The organism is Stenotrophomonas sp. SMYL86 (genome assembly GCF_036320025.1).
Classification (GTDB): Bacteria; Pseudomonadota; Gammaproteobacteria; order Xanthomonadales; family Xanthomonadaceae; genus Stenotrophomonas; species Stenotrophomonas maltophilia_A.
The window spans coordinates 407389-424934 of sequence record NZ_JAWIRU010000001.1 but is presented as its reverse complement, the minus strand read 5'-3'; the positions used below and the strand labels follow the sequence as shown (position 1 = coordinate 424934).

The 17546-nt window shown below is 65.5% G+C and carries 18 protein-coding genes; 13 read left to right on the top strand and 5 right to left on the bottom strand.

Annotation, left to right across the window (positions count from 1 at the left end; genetic code table 11):
* Positions 1-4: 4 nt before the first annotated feature.
* Entirely contained in the window at positions 5-982 is a 978-nt protein-coding gene (locus V3B64_RS01960; protein WP_110712296.1) for a LysR family transcriptional regulator, read from the bottom strand.
* Here V3B64_RS01960 and V3B64_RS01955 point away from each other — a divergent pair.
* From V3B64_RS01955 to V3B64_RS01925, 7 genes are all read left to right on the top strand, one after another.
* Positions 968-2011, top strand: coding sequence for an alpha/beta hydrolase (locus tag V3B64_RS01955; protein WP_329913519.1), 1044 nt, complete (start codon positions 968-970; stop codon positions 2009-2011). The genes V3B64_RS01960 and V3B64_RS01955 overlap by 15 nt on opposite strands.
* A gap of 44 nt (positions 2012-2055) precedes the next feature.
* The gene (locus V3B64_RS01950) at positions 2056-3099 is read left to right on the top strand and encodes an NAD(P)-dependent alcohol dehydrogenase (protein ID WP_329913518.1); all 1044 of its coding nucleotides are present in this window, start codon (positions 2056-2058) and stop codon (positions 3097-3099) included.
* A gap of 32 nt (positions 3100-3131) precedes the next feature.
* On the top strand, positions 3132-4235 hold the full coding sequence (locus V3B64_RS01945) for an FAD-dependent monooxygenase (RefSeq protein WP_329913517.1): 1104 nt from the start codon (positions 3132-3134) through the stop codon (positions 4233-4235).
* Positions 4236-4260: 25 nt separating this feature from the next.
* Positions 4261-4686 (top strand): VOC family protein, encoded by a 426-nt coding sequence (locus V3B64_RS01940; protein WP_329913516.1) that lies wholly within the window; start codon positions 4261-4263, stop codon positions 4684-4686.
* Positions 4686-5660, top strand: coding sequence for an SDR family NAD(P)-dependent oxidoreductase (locus tag V3B64_RS01935; RefSeq protein ID WP_329913515.1), 975 nt, complete (start codon positions 4686-4688; stop codon positions 5658-5660). The genes V3B64_RS01940 and V3B64_RS01935 overlap by 1 nt, the downstream gene beginning before the upstream one ends.
* Complete coding sequence (locus V3B64_RS01930) at positions 5660-6721, top strand: AAA family ATPase (RefSeq protein ID WP_121503258.1); 1062 nt, start codon at positions 5660-5662, stop codon at positions 6719-6721. Before V3B64_RS01935 ends, V3B64_RS01930 begins: the two co-directional genes overlap by 1 nt.
* A gap of 149 nt (positions 6722-6870) precedes the next feature.
* Positions 6871-7668, top strand: a complete 798-nt coding sequence (locus tag V3B64_RS01925; protein WP_049399295.1) for an SDR family oxidoreductase — start codon at positions 6871-6873, stop codon at positions 7666-7668.
* An 18-nt stretch (positions 7669-7686) separates the two neighbouring features.
* Here V3B64_RS01925 and V3B64_RS01920 read toward each other — a convergent pair whose 3' ends face one another.
* Positions 7687-8616 (bottom strand): AraC family transcriptional regulator, encoded by a 930-nt coding sequence (locus V3B64_RS01920; RefSeq protein WP_183080166.1) that lies wholly within the window; start codon positions 8614-8616, stop codon positions 7687-7689.
* 263 nt (positions 8617-8879) lie between these two features.
* Between V3B64_RS01920 and V3B64_RS01915 the strand changes: the two genes are divergently transcribed.
* Genes V3B64_RS01915 through V3B64_RS01900 form a run of 4 tightly spaced genes read left to right on the top strand, consistent with a single transcriptional unit; the run spans position 8880 to position 13265 of the window.
* Positions 8880-10730, top strand: coding sequence for an FUSC family protein (locus V3B64_RS01915; protein WP_329913514.1), 1851 nt, complete (start codon positions 8880-8882; stop codon positions 10728-10730).
* On the top strand, positions 10727-10945 hold the full coding sequence (locus V3B64_RS01910; protein ID WP_107431840.1) for a DUF1656 domain-containing protein: 219 nt from the start codon (positions 10727-10729) through the stop codon (positions 10943-10945). Before V3B64_RS01915 ends, V3B64_RS01910 begins: the two co-directional genes overlap by 4 nt.
* Positions 10942-11841: an HlyD family secretion protein gene (locus tag V3B64_RS01905; protein WP_121503260.1), complete on the top strand. Its 900-nt coding sequence runs from the start codon at positions 10942-10944 to the stop codon at positions 11839-11841. The genes V3B64_RS01910 and V3B64_RS01905 overlap by 4 nt, the downstream gene beginning before the upstream one ends.
* Positions 11838-13265 (top strand): efflux transporter outer membrane subunit, encoded by a 1428-nt coding sequence (locus tag V3B64_RS01900; RefSeq protein ID WP_121503261.1) that lies wholly within the window; start codon positions 11838-11840, stop codon positions 13263-13265. The genes V3B64_RS01905 and V3B64_RS01900 overlap by 4 nt, the downstream gene beginning before the upstream one ends.
* 55 nt (positions 13266-13320) lie before the next feature.
* Here V3B64_RS01900 and V3B64_RS01895 read toward each other — a convergent pair whose 3' ends face one another.
* Together V3B64_RS01895 and V3B64_RS01890 are read right to left on the bottom strand one after the other, a co-directional pair.
* Entirely contained in the window at positions 13321-14613 is a 1293-nt protein-coding gene (locus V3B64_RS01895) for an FAD-dependent oxidoreductase (protein ID WP_121503262.1), read from the bottom strand.
* Positions 14614-14662: 49 nt separating this feature from the next.
* On the bottom strand, positions 14663-15421 hold the full coding sequence (locus V3B64_RS01890; RefSeq protein ID WP_071227386.1) for an SDR family oxidoreductase: 759 nt from the start codon (positions 15419-15421) through the stop codon (positions 14663-14665).
* A gap of 200 nt (positions 15422-15621) precedes the next feature.
* On the opposite strand from V3B64_RS01890, the gene V3B64_RS01885 reads away from it, so the two are divergent.
* Positions 15622-16101, top strand: coding sequence for a GNAT family N-acetyltransferase (locus V3B64_RS01885; RefSeq protein WP_121503263.1), 480 nt, complete (start codon positions 15622-15624; stop codon positions 16099-16101).
* A gap of 20 nt (positions 16102-16121) precedes the next feature.
* Here the strand turns inward: V3B64_RS01885 and V3B64_RS01880 are convergent, their stop codons facing one another.
* Positions 16122-16970, bottom strand: coding sequence for a helix-turn-helix transcriptional regulator (locus V3B64_RS01880; protein ID WP_329913513.1), 849 nt, complete (start codon positions 16968-16970; stop codon positions 16122-16124).
* A gap of 89 nt (positions 16971-17059) precedes the next feature.
* On the opposite strand from V3B64_RS01880, the gene V3B64_RS01875 reads away from it, so the two are divergent.
* Complete coding sequence (locus V3B64_RS01875) at positions 17060-17521, top strand: DUF6265 family protein (protein ID WP_329913512.1); 462 nt, start codon at positions 17060-17062, stop codon at positions 17519-17521.
* Positions 17522-17546 lie beyond the last annotated feature (25 nt).

Genomic DNA, 17546 nt, shown 5'->3' with positions numbered 1-17546 from the left:
AGTATCAGGTCGTGCGCCGGCGAGGCCTGGCCGGTGCACGCTGGGTGGCGGCACGTGTCGCACTCGTTGCGGTGCGCTTCCTGCTGTCTTCCAGGTTGTCACGCAACGCTTGCAGCAACAGTGTGAACACCGGCGAAGCCAAGCGCCGGTTCGGGTAGTAGAGGTGATACCCCTCGTAAGTCTTGCGCCACTCGGTCAGCGCCTCGACCAGCTCTCCTGACGCCAGCCAGTCCTGCACGTAATGCAGTGGAAGATAGGTAAGGCCGACGCCCTGCAAAGCTGCATCGCGCATGGCCGAAATACTGTTGACCACCACCTGGCCTTCGGACTTCACCCGGTGGTCGCGGCCGGCGCGAGTGAATGTCCAGGCATAGATCTCGCCATGGGTGGGCAGGCGCAGGTTCACGCACTGATGCTCTACCAGCTGCTGCGGCTGTTGGGGTGCCGGGTGGCGGGCGAAGTAGGCCGGTGATGCCACCACCACCATCGGTATCGGCAGGCTGATCGGCACTGCGATCATGTCCTTGGCAACCAGGCCGCCGCGACGCACGCCGGCATCGAAGCGCCCGCTGACGATGTCGGTCAACCCGTAGTCGGTGGTGATTTCCACACGGATGTCGGGGTAGTCCGGTACCAGCCGGGCGATGGCGGGCATCAGTACAGCGTGCACGGCATATTCGTCTGCGGTCAGGCGCAGGGTGCCGGCGGGCTTGTCGCGCAGTTCACCGATGCGGGCCAGCCCGGCTTCCAGTTCGTTCATGGCCGGGCCGATGAGTCCGAGCAGGCGCTCGCCGGCCTCGGTCAGGGCCACGCTGCGGGTGGTGCGAGCGAACAGGCGCAGCCCCAGGCGGGTTTCCAGCCCGCGGATGATCTGGCTGAGCGAAGACTGGGTGATGCCCAGCCGGATTGCGGCGCGGGTGAAGCTTGCCTCTTCGGCAACCATCAGAAAGGCCGAGAGATCCTTGAGGTGACTGCCTGCCATTGGGTGATCCTGCTTATAAGTCCATTACGATTTTTGCGGATTATCACCGCGCCATGCCAGCCCTATCGTAGCTGTCATTCCACACAACGTGGACAGCAACCTGTGAGGACGGCAATGAAAGCAGTGCAATTCCCCAATGGCAACATCACCATGGCCGGCCAGCTGCATGTGCCGGAGCACGCCGCACTGTCGGCCCGTCATCCGGCCATCGTGGTCGTTCACCCGGCCGGTGGCGTGAAGGAGCAGACCGCAACGGTGCATGCGGCCAGCCTGGTCAAGCAGGGCTTCGTGGTATTGACCTTCGATGCCTCCTGCCAGGGCAACAGCACCGGCGCACCGCGCGGCAATGAGAACCCGTATGCGCGCGTGGCCGATATCAGCGCGGCGATTGACCTGCTGGTCACGCTGCCGATCGTCGACGCCGATCGGATCGGTGTGCTCGGTATCTGTGCCGGTGGCGGCTATGCGGCACACGCCACGATGAACGATCGCCGCATCCGCGCGGTGGGCACCATCAGTGCCGTCAATTACGGCCAGATGTTCCGCCAGGGTTGGGATGGCGATGCCGATCCCCGGAATTCAGTTGCGCTGCTTGACGCCGCAGCGCAGGCCCGCAGCCGTCAGGCCGAGGGCGGACAGCTCCAGTACCAGGATGCGCTGCCAGCCAACCGCGAAGCCGCCACACACCCGGACTTTGCCGAAGCCTTCGACTACTACCGCACACCGCGTGGCCAGCATCCGAACGCCACTGGGCTGTTCCCGCTGCAGAACCTGGCCGAACTGGTGGGCTACGACGCCTTCAACAACGCGGAACTGTTCCTCACCCAACCGTTGCTGGCGATCGCCGGCAGCGAGGCCGGCACCCGCTGGATGAGCGAAGAGCTGCACCAGCGCGCGGCAAGCACCGACAAGCACCTGCTGATCCTGGCCGGTGGTACCCACGTGGCGCTGTACGACCAGCCCGAATTCGTGGCGCGTGCGGGCGCGGCACTGGGCGAGTTCTACCACCAGGCGCTGGTTGCGCGCTGAGCACGCCAGTACGGCGTTTCGTTGAATTACTCAAGGATCTGCAGATGAAAACCCAGGCCTACGCTGCGCTGTCGGCAACTACGCCAATGGTGCCGCACACCATCGAACGTCGTGAACTGCGTGACGACGATGTCGCTATCGAAATCCTCTACAGCGGCGTCTGCCATTCGGACCTGCATATGGTCCGCAACGACTGGGGCAGGGCGATCTACCCGGTCGTGCCTGGCCACGAGATCATCGGTCGTGTGGTGGCCACCGGCGCGTCCGCGCATCGCTTCAAGGCAGGTGATGCGGTGGCTGCCGGCACCTTCGTCGACAGCTGCGAGCACTGCGACCAGTGCCACAAGGGCGAAGAGCACATGTGCCGCGAGGTGCTGACCGAGACCTACAACGGCCTGGACCGCGTCACCGGCCAACCGACCCTGGGGGGCTATGCGCGGCACATTGTGGTGAAGGAGGCTTTCGTGCTGCGCGTGCCCGAAGGATTGGACCTGTCTCGGGCCGCACCGCTGCTGTGTGCCGGCATCACCACGTATTCGCCGCTGCGCACCTGGAACGTTGGTCCCGGCAGCCGGGTGGCCGTGGTTGGCCTGGGCGGGCTGGGCCACATGACGGTCAAGCTGGCGATCGGACTGGGCGCACACGTCACCGTCATCAGCCGCTCGCGCGCCAAGCAGGCCGACGCGCTTGCTCTGGGTGCAGAGGCACTCCTGCCGACCGACGATGCGCAGGCATTGGCGGCTGCGGCTTCCAGCTTCGACCTGATCGTCGATACCGTACCGACCAAGCACGACATCAACCCGTACATTCCGCTGCTGGATATCGACGGCACGCTGGTGGTCGTCGGGCAACTGGGCGATCTGCAGGAGCCGTTCACCGTGCCCATGATCATGGGCCGCCGCCGCGTAGCAGGCTCGATGATCGGCGGAATCCGCGAGACCCAGGAAATGCTGGATTTCTGTGCGCGACAACAGATCCTGCCGGACTGCGAGCTGATCCGCATGGACCAGATCAACGAGGCCTTTGATCGGCTTGAGCGGGCCGACGTGCGGTATCGCTTCGTCATCGACATGTCCACGTTGGCCTGAAGGCCTGCGGTAGAGCGGACGAGGAGCACAGCATGCGCACGGCATTGATCATTGGTGGTTCGCTGGCAGGATTGTCAGCGGCCCTGGCACTGGCCAACGTCGGCGTGGCCTCCACCGTGCTCGAGCGAGCACCGGCGCGCGGGCGTGCTGGTGTGGCCATCCGCGCCGGCGGCACTGCCTTGCGGATGGCATTCACTGTACCGGCGAGCCAGCAGGTGGTGGATGCATTGGGCGGTGATGCCATCGAACAGGCCGTGCTGCCGCATGCGTGGTCGGACGTCTACAGTGCGCTCCGCCAGGCGGCCAGCGTTGAGCCCGGCATCACGCTGGTGGACGGCGAGGCGGTGGCCACCGTTGGTGAGCGTGTTGACGCGGCATGGGCCCGTAGCGCAGAAGGGCGGGAGTGGACGGCCGACCTGCTGATCGGGGCCGATGGCCATCGGAGCGTGGTTCGACGGTGCGTCGCTCCGGAGCAGCCCGAGGCCTCCTACGCAGGCTATCTGGCGTGGCTGGGGCAACTGGACGTGCCACCCCGGAACGCGCGTGCGCTGAGCGGTGTCGAGTTCCATTCGGCCGGCCACGATGTGCTGGCCATCTACCCGTTGCTGGAGGCTGCACACGCCACCCCGCGACGCGTGGGTTGGGCGTGGTTCGAAGCGCGCAGCACCCGGCTGTTGCAGGCCCTCGGTGCGGTCTGCGAGGACCGGGTGCGGTTCACGCCGAGGGCGGACGCAGTGCCCGCAGACGCCCGCATTGCGTTGGCCAATCGTGCGCGGGTGCAGTGGCCTGCACCGTGGGGCAAGGCACTTTCGCGGGCGATCCGGCAGGCGGGCGCGCTGCCGATGCCCATCTCCGAGTACGTCCCAACGCAGGTCGCGCGCGGGCGCCTGGCCCTGGTGGGGGACGCTGCGCATGCGCAATCGCCGATGACCGGCGCGGGATTCGCTGAGTCCATGCTCGATGCCCTGCACGTGTCACGGGCGTTACGCCTGGAACCCGGCGTGGTGGACGCCCTGGCGCTCTACCAGCAACGGCGCCTGCCCCACATGCGCGAGCAGGTGCTGCAGGGCCAGGTCTTCGGGCGCTCCTTCCGCGACGCCACTTCGCCGGGTGCGGCGCGCCAGCGCTGGGCCTGACTTCATTCCGAACCGAGACAGAAACATGTTCAGTCACGTAACCCTTGGCAGCAACGATCTTGTGCGGTCCCGTCGCTTCTACGACGCCGTAATGGGAGTACTGGGCGCCCGCCCGGCACTCAGCCTCAACTTCAATTCCGAGCGCATCCTCTACCAGCACGCAGGTAGCCTGCTGGTGCTGGCCACGCCGCTGAACGGCGAAGCTGCCTCGGCGGCCAATGGCGGCACCATCGGCCTGCTCATGGCCAGCCCGGCACAGGTGGATGCCTTCCATGCTGCGGCGCTGGCCAACGGTGGAGCCTCGTGCGAGGAACCGCCCGGTGTGCGCGAGACTCCGGCGGGCTCGCTGTATCTGGCCTACCTGCGTGACCCGGACGGCAACAAGCTGTGCGCGTTCCATACGCTGGCCGATTCCGCCCCCACGCTTGACACTGCGGGGGCGTCGTCGTGATGAGCCCTCAGCGCCCCCTGAACTCCGGCTTCGACCGGACGAGTTCCGCAGCCGATGTGGTGCTGGGTATCGATCTGCGCGGCAAGCTGGCCATCATCACTGGCGGCCACGGTGGCCTCGGCCTGGAAACCACCCGGGCCCTGGCCAGCGCCGGCGCAGACGTGCTGGTACTTGCGCGCAACCCGACGGCGGCCCGGGCCACGCTGGCCGATGTTCCCGGGGTGGAGGTGGACATGCTTGATCTGGCGGACCAGGCCAGCGTGCGTGCCTGTGCCGAGCGCTTCGTCGCCAGCGGACGCAGGGCGGATATCGTGATCTGCAATGCCGCGGTCATGGCCAACGATGAATCGCGCGTGGGCAACGGTTGGGAATCGCAGTTCGGCACCAACCACCTGGGTCATTTTGCATTGGTCAATCTGCTGTGGCCGGCCATTGCGCGAGGTGCCCGCATCGTTTCGCTGTCCTCGATGGGACATCACTATTCGCCCATGCGCTGGACGGACCTGCAGTTCGAAACGGGGTACGACAAGTGGCTGGCCTATGGGCAGTCCAAGACCGCCATCGCGCTGTTCGCGCTGCACCTGGATGTGCTCGGTTGCACCGCTGGCGTGCGTTCCTACTCGGTCCATCCGGGCAAGATCCACACGGCGCTGCAGCGCCACATGGCACTGGAAGAAATGCAGGCATTGGGCTGGCTTGATGCAGAGGGCCGGTTGATCGACCCCAGTTTCAAGACGTCCGCTCAAGGTGCGGCGACCACGGTGTGGGCGGCCACATCGTCGCTGCTGGATGGCATCGGTGGGGTGTACTGCGAGGACTGCGACGTCGCATGGGAGGAAGACCTTCCCGTCCCGAGCGAAGGGGGTGTTCGCCCGTATGCGGTGGACGCCGCGCAGGCAGAACGCCTGTGGCGGCTGTCGGCCGAGCTGACCGGTATCAATGCTTTTGCTGGCGTGACGTCAGGCGCGGAGTGATGTCGCAGGCACGCGCTCCCTTGGCCGAACGGCTGCGCCCGGTATCGCTTGCCGGCGTTGTCGGGCAGTCCCATCTGCTGGCGGATGGACAGCCGCTGCAGCGGGCACTGGAAGCAGGCCTGCCACGTTCGATCATCCTGTGGGGGCCGCCAGGGTGTGGCAAGACCAGTATCGCGCAATTGCTACTGGGGGCATCGGGGCATCGCCACACATCGCTGCCTGCAGCGGTGATGACGCCCTCCGAACTGGGCCGGGCGCTGGCCGTGGCCAGCCACCAGGCAGGCCGCGGCCACCTGCTGTTCGTCGACGAGGTTCATCGTCTGGACCGTGCCACGCAGGATGTGCTGGTACGTCATCTGCAGGGCAACGACGCCCGCTTGCTTGCTGCCACCACCGAGAATCCGTCGTTCCAGTTGCGACCGTCACTGCTTCAGCGCTGCGACGTTCATGTACTGCAGCCGCTGCAGCCGATCCACATCATCGGACAACTGCGGCGTGCGCTGGTGGATGGGATGCAGGGGCTGGCCCACTGCGATCTGAAGATCGACGACGACGTTCTGGGCGCCATCGCCGTTCGCGCTGATGGAGATCTGCGCAGGGCGCTGAATGCTCTGGAGATCCTGGCGGATCTGGCGCCCGCGGATGGTCGGATCCCACATTCGTTACTGGATGACGCGCTGCCCCGCCAGGTGCGCCGCTTCGACAAGCAGGGTGAATTGTTCTACGACCAGATATCCGCGGCGTTCAAGTCGGTGCGCAGCACGAATCCCGACGCGGCCCTGTACTGGATCTGCCGGATGCTGGATGGAGGCTGTGATCCGCGGTACCTGGCACGCAACCTGAGCAAGATGGCCATCGAGGACATCGGCCTGTCCGACCCGAGAGCGCAGACCAGGGCCTTGGAGGCCTGGAAGGTACTGGAGCGATTCGGCGACGAACTGGGCGCGGTCGCACTGGCCAACACGGCCCTGTACCTGGGGGCCACCCACAAATCCAACGCCACGGTGATGGCATGGCTGAACGCGCGCTCGCGCAGCGGGTCACCTGCGGACGCTGGCTAAGTGATCGCGGTCAGACACGCATGGCCTGAGCGTTGCTCGCGGCGCTTAATGACCTGAACACGACGCTTGCGGCCATGGCATGGAATCCAACGCCAGCCGCAGCTGTTTCAACCCGCGCACGATGTGCGCCTCAACAAGGTGAATGTGAGATGCAACTTGGTATCCAGAACAAGGTCGCCGTGGTTACCGGTGCGACCCAGGGCATCGGTTATGCCATCGCCAGCACGTTGCTGGCGGAGGGCGCTACGGTGGTGGTGAATGGCCGCAGGAGCGACCAGGTGGACCAGGCTGTTGCGCGGCTGAAGGCCGAGCACGGCGACGCAGCACCGGTGCAGGGCGTGGTTGCGGACCTGGCCAGCGCGGCAGGTTGCAACGTGCTGCTGGCACAGGTGCCGGCGTGCGACATCCTGGTCAACAATGCCGCTGTCTTCGAAACCGCAGACTTCTTCGAGATTGCCGATGACACGTGGGACACCTACTGGGCGGTGAACATCATGGCTGGCATGCGCCTTGCGCGTTCGTACCTGCCGGCCATGGCAGGCAAGGCCTGGGGCAGGGTGGTCTTCATCGGCTCGGAGTGCGGCATCAGCACGCCTCCCGACATGTTGCACTACGCAACCACCAAGACCGCACTGCTGGGTCTCTCGCGTGGCATGGCCAAGCGCATGGCCGGTACTGGCGTGACCGTCAACGCGGTGCTGCCGGGGCCGACCCTGAGCGAAGGTGTGGAGGCGATGTTGCAGGATGAGATCCGCCGGACCGGCAAGAGCATCGAGGAGCAGGGCGCGGCGCTGGTGAAGGCCATGCGGCCTTCGTCGATCACCGAGCGCTTCCAGACTGCGCAGGAAGTGGCCAACCTGGTGGCCTACACATGCTCAAGCCTCGCATCCGGCACTACCGGCGCCGCGCTGCGTGCGGATGGTGGCGTGGCTGACACGCCATTCTGATGCACCTGGCTGCCGCCGTCAGTCCGCATCGATACTGGTGCGGACCTGGCGGCGATAGCGGCCAGGTGCGACGTCCATCACCCGGGTAAAGGCTGCGATGAAGGAGAACTCGGAGCTGTAGCCCACGTCTGCCGCGATGCGTGCCAGCGTCTGCTGGGTGCTGCGCAGGCGGGAGGCGGCCAACAGCATGCGCCAGTTGGTCAGGTACTCGATGGGCGAAACACCCATCAGCTGCTTGAAGCGGCCGGCGTAGACCGTGCGTGACATGGCCGCGATGCTGGCAAGATCGTCCAGACGCCAGGAACGGGCCGGCTCGCCGTGCATGGCGCGGATGCTGTCGGCGATACGTGGGTCGGTCATGGCCTGCATCCAGCCGGGCGGCAGGGCAGGGTGCTCGGAGGACAGGAACAGGCGGAGCATCTCCACCAGCATCAGATGGGCAAGGTGCTCGACCACCAGCGCAGCCCCCGGGCGTGGCTGTACCAGTTCTTCGGCAAGGCGGGCCAGCGCACGGCGCAGCAGGATGGCCTCGCTGTCGCCATGTGACACCTGCACGATACCGGGCAAGGGGTCGAGGACGCGCACCGCATCGGTATCGGCGAAGCGGAAGCTGCCGCTGACGATCAGGTGGTCGCCGCCACCGTGCAGCGTCCTGCGGCCAGTGGCTTCGAGGTCGAGCACCGAGGCGGCATCAACAGGGGCGAGTTGAGGGTCGCTGCACAGGACATACGAGCCGGCTTTGCTGAGCAGGAAGCAGTCACCTTCCTGCAGGCGCTGCGGCTGTTGGCCGCCATCTGCGGAGATCCAGCATTCCCCGCGCTCGACGGCACAGAACTTGATGCCCTGCCGGTTGGGAAAACGCAGTGACCATGGGCCCGCCACATCCAGCGCTGCGGTACGCGTATGGGTGGGGCGGAGCAGGGTTAGTACTTCAGACAGAGGATCCATGCACCAGAACGGCAACAGAAGGGCCGCACATAGCGTACCGCGCCAACCCCGTCTCCGGCGCGAAGCGGGCGGACGAATGCACATCAACCACGAACGGTGGCGAATGGTACAGCCCGTGTTCCGTTCCTAGAATTTCCGGCTGGACGTGCCGGTCGCCGGCCTGCGTCCCGGTCCATCTTTCCACCTCGGCGGCATGGTGCTTGCCGCCCTGCGCCTTCCGGGCCCTTCCTCGTGAACCCACTTCCAGAATCGCGGTGGCCGGCATGAATGCGGCGGCTACCCTGTTGTTCGCATTGAAGCTCTATGTGGCCTGCATGTTGGCGTTCGTCGCCTCCGTGCACCTCGGGCTGGAGCAGAATTACTGGGCCAGCGTGACCTGCGTCGCGTTGGCCAATCCAATCTCGGCCAATGTCCGCTCCAAAGCGCTGTACCGTCTACTGGGCACCCTCGGTGCCGGCGTGACTGCGCTGGCCATCGGCGGCCTGTTCGGCATTCTTTCCTTCCCAGTGGTGCTGGCCAGTGGTGTGGTTGCCACGCTGGGCTTCACCGTGGCGGCGGCCAACCGCACCCCACGGGCATATGCGCTGCAGTTGTTTGCCGTCACGTTGTGCCTGATCGCCGTGGGCAACGTGGAACACCCGGGGCGCCTGTTCGACATCGCGCTGCTGCGCGTCACCGAGATCTGCATCGGCATCGCCGCGATCACCCTGGTGGACGGCCTGGCGCCAACCGCATTGGGCCCTTCGGTGAGAACCCGACTGCGCCGCTGGCTACCAGAGGTCAGGCAGTGGCTGGACGACGCGGTCGCTGGCAACGTGGCTACGGACGTGGCTGCGCAGCATCGGCTCAAGGCCGTGGCCGACCTTTCGGCGCTCTCGCTGGTGGCCGAGCAGCTGCGTTTCGACAGCACGGTAAGCAATCGCCAGCACCGGCTGCTGTTTGCGCTGCAGCGGCGGCTGGCGCGTCTTGTGCCCTTGATCGGAGCGTTGGAAGCGACTACCGCGGGCAGCTCGCGCCTGCATGACCCGGCCTGGCGCGCGCGCATCGTGGCAACACGCCAGCGCGACCTGGCCCGTGCACAGCAGGCATGGACCGATATCCAGGTGCTGGATGATGCCCTGGAGAAGGGTGATCCGCTGCCGCCGCATCTGGAGCGCAGCCTGGCCACGAGCCAGCCACTGCCGCTCGCGCCGGATCATCATCACGCACTCCGCATCGGCGGTGGCTGCGCCCTCGCGTATGCGCTGATCTGCCTGCTGTGGTGGGCCACCGGTTGGGCACAGGGGCCGAACATGCTGATCATGGGTACCGTGACGCTGGCCTTCTTCGGCATCTTCGATGGTGCCAACCTGGCCGCGATGAAGTTCGGTCGCTTCGCCGCGTTGTCGGTCGCGTTGTCGGTGGTACTGGGATACCTGCTTTTACCCATGGCCCAGAGCTTCTCTGGATTCGCACTTGCGTGTGCACTGGTGATCCTGCCATTGGCGGTGTGGAGCATCGAGGAGCCGCTGGCGATCCTGCTGCTGGCGCTGACACTCAGTAATGCAGGTCTGGCCAGTCACTACCAGCCCCAGGACTTCGGCACCTTCCTGGACATGGCCGCGGGAACCCTGATCGGCATCTTCATCGGCTTCTTCTGCCTGCTGCTGGTCAAGCGCATGGGCGCCGAAGCGGCCTCGAAGCGATTGCAGGAGGACGGGCGGCAGGACCTGGCGACGCTGGGCCGGACCGCGGGTCGCGACGTGGAGGACGCCTTCCTTGAGCGCGATCTCGATCGCATCGGGCAGCTTGGCGCCCGTGCCACAGGCGCGAATGCGGTGGCGGCAGCGCACCTGTTTCGGCAGCTTCGCCTGGGCCACAGCCTGGTGCACCTGCAACGTGCCACCCACCATGTGGCAGGGATCGAACGCGACTTGCTGGATGCGCTGATGCGTCGACTCCACCGTGAACTGGCGGGCGCAGCGTCGCCCGGAATGCTGGGCGATCACCTCGACCGGGTGCTGCGACGCGACATCCTGCTGGGCAGCCCGGAAGGCGACGCACTGACCGATGCACTGGTTCACCTGCGCCTGGCCCTGGAGCCGGTGCCGGCGCAGAACGGAGAGGCAGCATGATCGGAGAGCTCGACCTGGCTGGACTGTTTGTCTCTCCGTTGCTGCCGTGCCTGCTGATCGGATTCGTGCTGCGCATTGCGTTGTCGCGCGTGCTGGATCGGATTGGCGTCTATCGGCTGCTCGGCAATCGCCCTCTGTTCGACCTGTCGCTGCTGGTGATGCTCGTCGGCGCGCTCATGGTTCTCTTTCCGCTTGTCTGGCGCACATCGTCATGAAGAATCTGCAACCCCTGCTGCTTGCCGTTGCCCGGCAGGCCCTTACCCTCATGTTCAGTGCCATTGCTGCGTTCGTGGCCTGGCACATCTACAGCTACTACATCAGTGCGCCACAGACCCGTGACGGCAAGATCCGCGCAGACGTGGTGGCATTGGCCACCGAGGTCTCCGGCCGCGTCTCTGAAGTACATGTGAGAGACAACCAGCAGGTGCAGCGTGGGCAGGTCCTGTTCGTGCTGGACCGTGACCGCCTGGCCAATGCCCTGGAACGGGCGGACGCCGCGGTGGCACTGGCTGCGGAGCGATCCCGCTCTGCGCGCCGTGAGGCGTCGCGCTACGGTGGATTGGTCGGCGTAGCATCCGACCAGGACATCGCTGCCCGCCGCACGCAGGCTGAAGAGGCGGCGGCCAGTCATCGCCAGGCCATCGCTGAGCGGGACCTGGCGCGCTTGAATCTTGAAAGCGCTACCGTGCGTTCGCCGGTGAACGGCACCATCAGCAATTTCTCGTTGCGCCCCGGCACCTACGCCAGCGCAGGCCAGCCGTTGGTGAGCATCGTCGACAGCGAGAGCTATCACGTCGCAGGCTACTTCGAGGAAACCAAATTGCCACGCATCCATCCAGGTGCACCGGTCCAGGTTCATGTGATGGGTGAGGCCGCCACGCTGCGTGGCCACGTGGTCGGCCTGGCACCGGGCATCGATGACCGTGAGCGTGTGACTGCAAATGGCACCCTGCTGGCGAACGTCAATCCGACGTTCACCTGGATCCGGCTGGCCCAACGCATTCCAGTGCGGGTCGAACTGGATGAAATCCCTGAAGGGATGGCGATGATCGCGGGGCGCACCGCCACGGTGACCCTGATCGAAGATGATTCGCAGGGGAGGGCCCCATGATGCGCGCCGTTCCCTGTGGGCATGTCGCCCGGTGGGTACTGCCGGTGTGCATCGTGCTGGCCATCAGCGCGTGCCGTACCGCAGGGCCGGACTACCGGCCTCCGAGACTGCCGGCTGCAGGCCTTGGGTTACCAGTACAGGGAGCGTCGGCGGCCGTCAGCAATGCTCCGTTGCCAGAGCGATGGTGGCGGCTGTACGACGACCCCGCGCTCGATGCCCTTGTGCAGCACGCCCTTGCCGCCAACACCGATCTGCGGATCGCACAGGCGCGGCTGGAGCAGGCCCGGGCTCAGGCGCGGGAGGTCCGCGCCGCAGCGGGTGTGGGTACTGCTGTCAGTGCCGGGGCAGGTGCCGGCCAGGCTTCCAGCCTCGGAATTGGACCCAGCGCAGGCGTGCATGCCAGTTTCGATGCTGGCATCAGCATCGACTACGATCTTGATCTGGCCGGGCGGGTAAAGCGGCTCCTCGAGGCGCAGGACGCGCAGACCGAGGCCGTCGCTGCGGCGCGGGACCTGGCCACCGTTGGTATTGTCAGCGACGTGGTGCGTGTGTACACCGACAGTTGCGCCGCCGGCGCGAGCCAGCAGGTGGTGGCACGTTCCATCCAGCTGCAGGTCTCGGAGCTGGCATTGATCGAGCGTGCATGGAAGGCCGGGCAGCAGCCAGCCATCAATGTGACCCGCGCCAGGGGCTTGCTTGGGCAGCTGCAGGCGCAGATGCCGCCACTACAGGCCGGCCAGCAATCCGCACTGTCACGACTGGCGCTGTTGCTGGGACAGGCACCCTCGCAACTGGATGCGCAGTACCAGCACTGCACCTCGATTCCGACCATGGCCGGTGTGGTGCCAGCGGGCGAGGGCGCCGACCTGATCCGACGACGCCCGGACGTACGTGCGGCCGAGCGTCGACTGGCAGCGGCCACGGCACGGATTGGTGTGGAGACGGCGGGCCTGTATCCCAGTGTGCATCTTGGCTTGAGTGCGGGTGCCACATCGCGTCGACTGGACCATCTGTTCGACGATTCCGCACTGCGCTATTCGGTAGGCCCGCTGGTGTCATGGAGCTTTCCGAACCGCTCCGTGGCACGGGCGAGGATAGACGCTGCCGACGCGGCGTCACGGGCTGAACTGGCCGCCTTCGACGGTACGGTTCTCAAGGCGTTGTCGGAAACAGAGACTGCCGCGGCAGCCTATGCCAAGGCATTGGAAGAGAACGCCGTACTGGTGGATGTGCGCGCGGCGGCCCGACTGGCGCATGCGCAACAGCAGCAGATGCTGAAGGCAGGAACAGTATCGGCATTGGAAGCGCTGGATGTGGCGCGTAGCCTTGCGGCCGCCGAGCAGGCCGTCGCCACCTCCGATGCGACGGTCGCTCGAAGCCGCATCGCCCTGTTCCTGGCGCTGGGAGGAGGGTGGGAGTCGTAAGGAAGGGCCGCAATGCAATCGGGGCCATGGCTGGCCCCGATGCACCGTCTTCTCCTCAGGCAAGACGAACGCGCGGTTGAACGCAGCCGTTCAAGCGTTCGGCCATCCACAGCAGGGTCGCCTTGCGGAAGCCGTGCAGCGCATGCTGGTGGCGGCGATACAGCAGCGCATGGCTGAGATGTGCGAATCGCCCCTTGATTGACGCGCCACGGAAGAATCCGAAGTCTCCCAGCGTGCCAAAGGCGTTGTAGTCGCTGATCGAAACGAGTGCACCGAAGTCACGGAACACGAATTCGGGAAGCGGCCGGCCCTCCAGCCAGGCCGGAAGGTAACGGGCCAGATGCTGTGCTTGCTGGGTGGCCACCTGCGCCGTGGGTGGCAGGGCGCGTGTGGCACCAGCCAAGGTCAGGCTTGCGGCATCCCCGAGCACGAAGACCGTGTCGTCCATTGTGGATTGCAGGTTGGGGCGCACCCGTACCTGATTTGCGTGATTGAGCTCCAGTCCATCCAGTCCCCCTGCAAACGTGATGCCTTTCACCCCAGCCGCCCAGACCATGAGGTCGGCTGGAACCAGGTTGCCATCGGCCTGACGGAAGCCTTTGGCCTCGGCGGCGATCACGGATGCCCCGGTCAGGACCTGGAAACCGATGTGGCGCAACTGGTGTGTGGCCGACGATGAGATCGCTGGGGTAAATGCCTGCAGGATGCGCGGGCCTCCCTCAAGCAGGGTCAGATCCAGGCGATCACGCAGGGTAGGGTCTGCATAGCTGGAAGCGAGTTCCAGCAACCGACTCAGTTCCGCAGCCAGCTCCACACCGGTGGCACCGCCCCCGACGATGGCCACACGCAGGCGCTCGTCCTGGGCCATGGCACGCATCACCCGGGTTCGAAGTGCATCGTTGAAGACTTCGGCCTGGGCCAGGCTGTCGATGAAGTGGCAGTGCTCCCGGACGCCGGGTGTGCCGCAATCATTTGCATGGCTGCCCATGGCGAGGATGAGCACGTCGTAGGGGATTCGATGCGCAGGTACCCGCAACTCTCCGTCGGGTGAGCGCAGGTCGCCGATAAGGACTTCCCGCGATTCCCGGTCCAGGCCGCGCATTTCCCCCGGCTGGTAAGTGAAGCCGTGCTCGCTGGCATGCGCAAGCAATACCACCTGTTGCTGCTGCAGGCTGCGCGTGCCCGCTGCCAGCGTGTGCAGCATGGGCTTCCAGATATGGGTGGGGCTCTTGTCCACCACAGTGATGGCAGCACGACCGCTGCGACCCAGCTGTTGGCCGAGCTGGGTCGCAAGCAGCAAGCCGCCGATGCCACCGCCGACGATGACGATTCTCTTCTGATCTGACATGGGGTGTGCCTGATGGCGCGAGGGCGAGGCCGTCCCGCGCCGGATGGGCTCAGACAATGACGTAGCCGCCATCGACAACGATCTCGGCACCGGTGACATAGGACGCTTCGTCACTGGCCAGGAACAGCACCACATTGGCAACTTCCTCTGCACGTCCGAAGCGACCGAGCGGGATGCGTGAGCGCATGCCATGGTTGGCGCCATCGTTGGCGATCAGGTCCTTGTTCTGTGGCGTATCGATGATGCCCGGGTGCACGGAGTTGACGCGGATGTTGAAGCTGGCGAATTCGGCAGCAGCCCCCTTGGCAAGCAGGCGATTGGCGCCCTTGGACGGGCAATAGCCAGGATGGATGCCGGTGATGGCCACGAGCCCACAGATGGACGACATGTTCACGATCGAACCCTTGCCCGCGCGCTTCATGTGCGGACTGACCGCCTTCATGCCGAGGAAATGGCTGTTGAGGTTGAGCTGGATGATGGCGTTGAAGCCTTCCAGTGTGGCGTTGTCCCAGGTATCAAAAGGGCCGGGAAGCCCCGCATTGTTGACCAGGACGTCAATGCGGCCGTGCGTTGCGATGACCTGGTCGACCACGTCGTTCCAATGGTCTTCGCGGGTGACATCCAGGGGCAGGGCCGTGGCCGACAGGCCTTCAGCACTGAGCTCCGCCGCAATGGCCTGTGCCGCGTCGGCGCGGATGTCAGTGATGAAGACGTGGGCGCCCTCGCGCGCGAACAGGCGGGCATCGGCCGCCCCCATGCCGGCACCCGCGCCGGTGATGATTGCTACTTTGTCCTTCAAACGTGCCATGTGAACGCCTCTGTGCTGTGGATCATGGGTTGAGAGGCCCATGCGCTACGGCTCACTGGCCGGCGCCGGGTTCTGCATCCATTGGGCGCTCTGGCAGCTCTCAATCCCATGTGCAGGCGTCCGCATTACCTGCGGGATTGTTCGTGCCTGGATTCTGCTAGTGTCCGCCTTGTCCATCACGCCACTCCGCGAGGAACCGCATGGAAATCCGGCCCGCCAGCGCGGACGACATCGAGACCATGTGGGCGATCTTCCAGGCCGCCATTGCGACGGAAGATGCGCTTCCGTTCGCCGGCACCTTCGAGGCCGGGACCTTTCGGAGCCATTGGTTTGGAGTGCAGCCGGCCTTTGTGGCCGTTCTGGAAGGGCGCGTGGCCGGAATGTACAAGATGGGCGCCAACTATCCAGACCTGGGGGCGCACGTGGCCAGCGCTACCTATGTGGTCGATCCTCGGGTACAAGGTCGCGGCATTGGCCGGACGCTGGTGGAGCACAGTCTTGATCGAGCCAGATCGGAAGGCTTCCTGGCCATGCAGTTCAATTACGTGGTCAGTACCAATGCGCCAGCGGTTGAGCTGTACCGGAAGCTGGGCTTTGCCGTGGTCGGGACGCTACCGGAGGCGTTCCGGCATCGGTCGCTGGGGTTGGTTGATGTGTATGTGATGCACCGCTTTCTATAGGGCGACGTGGAGGAGGGGGCTCACAGTAAGCGGCCGCCGCTGGTGCCGCGCACGAAGGCGGCAGCCAATCGCAGTGCATCGTCGCTGCCACGATCGCCACGCAGGGCATTCGCCAGTCGGCCGGGCGTGACTCCTGTCCAGCGGACAAGGTCGCGCGTGGCATGGGCCTGGTCGCTGTAGCCATGGCGTGCGGCTGCAGCGGCAATGCTCGTGGCTTCCTCATCAAGTGTGTGCAGAATTGCCTGCAGACGGCACACACGGGCGTACTCCTTCGGAGTCATGCCCACCGCAGCCAGAAAGCGGGATTGCAGGCCGCGCAGGGACATGCCAAGCTGCCGCGCCAGTTCGGCGATGCGCAGGTCACCCTCCATCGCATCCAGATCTGCTACGGCCTGTTCAACACGCTCGTCCAGGATGAAGCTGGCGCAACGATCCCGCAGGGCCTGCCAGAGAGGCTCGGGCGTGTTGATGACCGCACTGGCGCGTGCGGCGGCACGGAAGGTCTCGGCAAAGGAGGCATCCAGCGTGTACAGGTCCGGGGCCTGGTCACGAAGGCCGGGTAAGCGGGCACCCGCGATCAAGGCGCTCGCGGCCGGCTGCAGGCGCACACCGATGCAGAACACCGCACCAGCGGCTTGCAGCCGGATAGGCCCGCACTGCTGTGCAGCGAAACAGAACGGTAGATCGGAACGGATACGGCCATCTGTGCCATGTAGCTGGAGCGGCACGCCCAGTTCAGCCAGCAGCTCGCAACGGCCATCGGGATAGATGACCTGCATGTCATTCCCGGGTGCATCGTCGCGCAGCCACCAGATGCACTGTACGTGACGGCTCAGGTCGTCGGGGGCAGGGTGCTCGCGGTAGTCCATGCGGCATCGGACGCCATCCTGCGCGTTTTTACAAGCGCCCGAGGTGCCACGTCGATAGCCTGCAGCCAACCCATCCAGGAGGTCAGGACATGTTGAAGTCGAAGGTGGCGGTGTTGGGTGCAGGCCTTGCGTTTGGAAGTGGCGTGGCTATGGCCGCACCGGCCGAGTTTGACTGGCTGGCCGGGCATTGGTGTGGCGGTACCGAGGAGCGCAGGCTTGATGAGGTCTGGCTGCCCGAGGCCGGCGGCGCTTTGCTTGGGATGTCGCGCACGCTGAGCCACGGCGACATGGAGTCATTCGAGTACATGCGCCTGGTGCCTGCAGGCAAAGCGGCTGGCCTGCATGTGCAGCCCAATGGCGTGGCGCCAACCACGTTCGTCATTGCTGACCATGGCGCGAACTGGGTGGTGTTCGAGAATCCGCAGAATGACTTCCCGAAACGCATCGAGTACCGGCGTGATGGCACTGCGCTGAAGGCGAGCATCTCCGGTCCGGGTGATGACGGGAAGATCCTGCGGATTCCGTTTGACTATCAACGCTGCGGGGATTGAGTGGGAACGCTGGCCAGGAGTGAAG

Bases quoted from the DNA above. Each gene is read 5' to 3' on its own strand.
- V3B64_RS01930 (WP_121503258.1), top strand. From the start codon at position 5,660: ATGTCGCAGGCACGCGCTCCCTTGGCCGAACGGCTGCGCCCGGTATCG.
- V3B64_RS01950 (WP_329913518.1), top strand. From the start codon at position 2,056: ATGAAAACCCAGGCCTACGCTGCGCTGTCGGCAACTACGCCAATGGTG.
- V3B64_RS01875 (WP_329913512.1), top strand. From the start codon at position 17,060: ATGTTGAAGTCGAAGGTGGCGGTGTTGGGTGCAGGCCTTGCGTTTGGA.
- V3B64_RS01890 (WP_071227386.1), bottom strand. From the start codon at position 15,421: ATGGCACGTTTGAAGGACAAAGTAGCAATCATCACCGGCGCGGGTGCC.
- V3B64_RS01900 (WP_121503261.1), top strand. From the start codon at position 11,838: ATGATGCGCGCCGTTCCCTGTGGGCATGTCGCCCGGTGGGTACTGCCG.
- V3B64_RS01940 (WP_329913516.1), top strand. From the start codon at position 4,261: ATGTTCAGTCACGTAACCCTTGGCAGCAACGATCTTGTGCGGTCCCGT.
- V3B64_RS01960 (WP_110712296.1), bottom strand. From the start codon at position 982: ATGGCAGGCAGTCACCTCAAGGATCTCTCGGCCTTTCTGATGGTTGCC.
- V3B64_RS01920 (WP_183080166.1), bottom strand. From the start codon at position 8,616: ATGGATCCTCTGTCTGAAGTACTAACCCTGCTCCGCCCCACCCATACG.
- V3B64_RS01935 (WP_329913515.1), top strand. From the start codon at position 4,686: ATGAGCCCTCAGCGCCCCCTGAACTCCGGCTTCGACCGGACGAGTTCC.
- V3B64_RS01925 (WP_049399295.1), top strand. From the start codon at position 6,871: ATGCAACTTGGTATCCAGAACAAGGTCGCCGTGGTTACCGGTGCGACC.
- V3B64_RS01905 (WP_121503260.1), top strand. From the start codon at position 10,942: ATGAAGAATCTGCAACCCCTGCTGCTTGCCGTTGCCCGGCAGGCCCTT.
- V3B64_RS01915 (WP_329913514.1), top strand. From the start codon at position 8,880: ATGAATGCGGCGGCTACCCTGTTGTTCGCATTGAAGCTCTATGTGGCC.
- V3B64_RS01895 (WP_121503262.1), bottom strand. From the start codon at position 14,613: ATGTCAGATCAGAAGAGAATCGTCATCGTCGGCGGTGGCATCGGCGGC.
- V3B64_RS01910 (WP_107431840.1), top strand. From the start codon at position 10,727: ATGATCGGAGAGCTCGACCTGGCTGGACTGTTTGTCTCTCCGTTGCTG.
- V3B64_RS01885 (WP_121503263.1), top strand. From the start codon at position 15,622: ATGGAAATCCGGCCCGCCAGCGCGGACGACATCGAGACCATGTGGGCG.
- V3B64_RS01880 (WP_329913513.1), bottom strand. From the start codon at position 16,970: ATGGACTACCGCGAGCACCCTGCCCCCGACGACCTGAGCCGTCACGTA.
- V3B64_RS01945 (WP_329913517.1), top strand. From the start codon at position 3,132: ATGCGCACGGCATTGATCATTGGTGGTTCGCTGGCAGGATTGTCAGCG.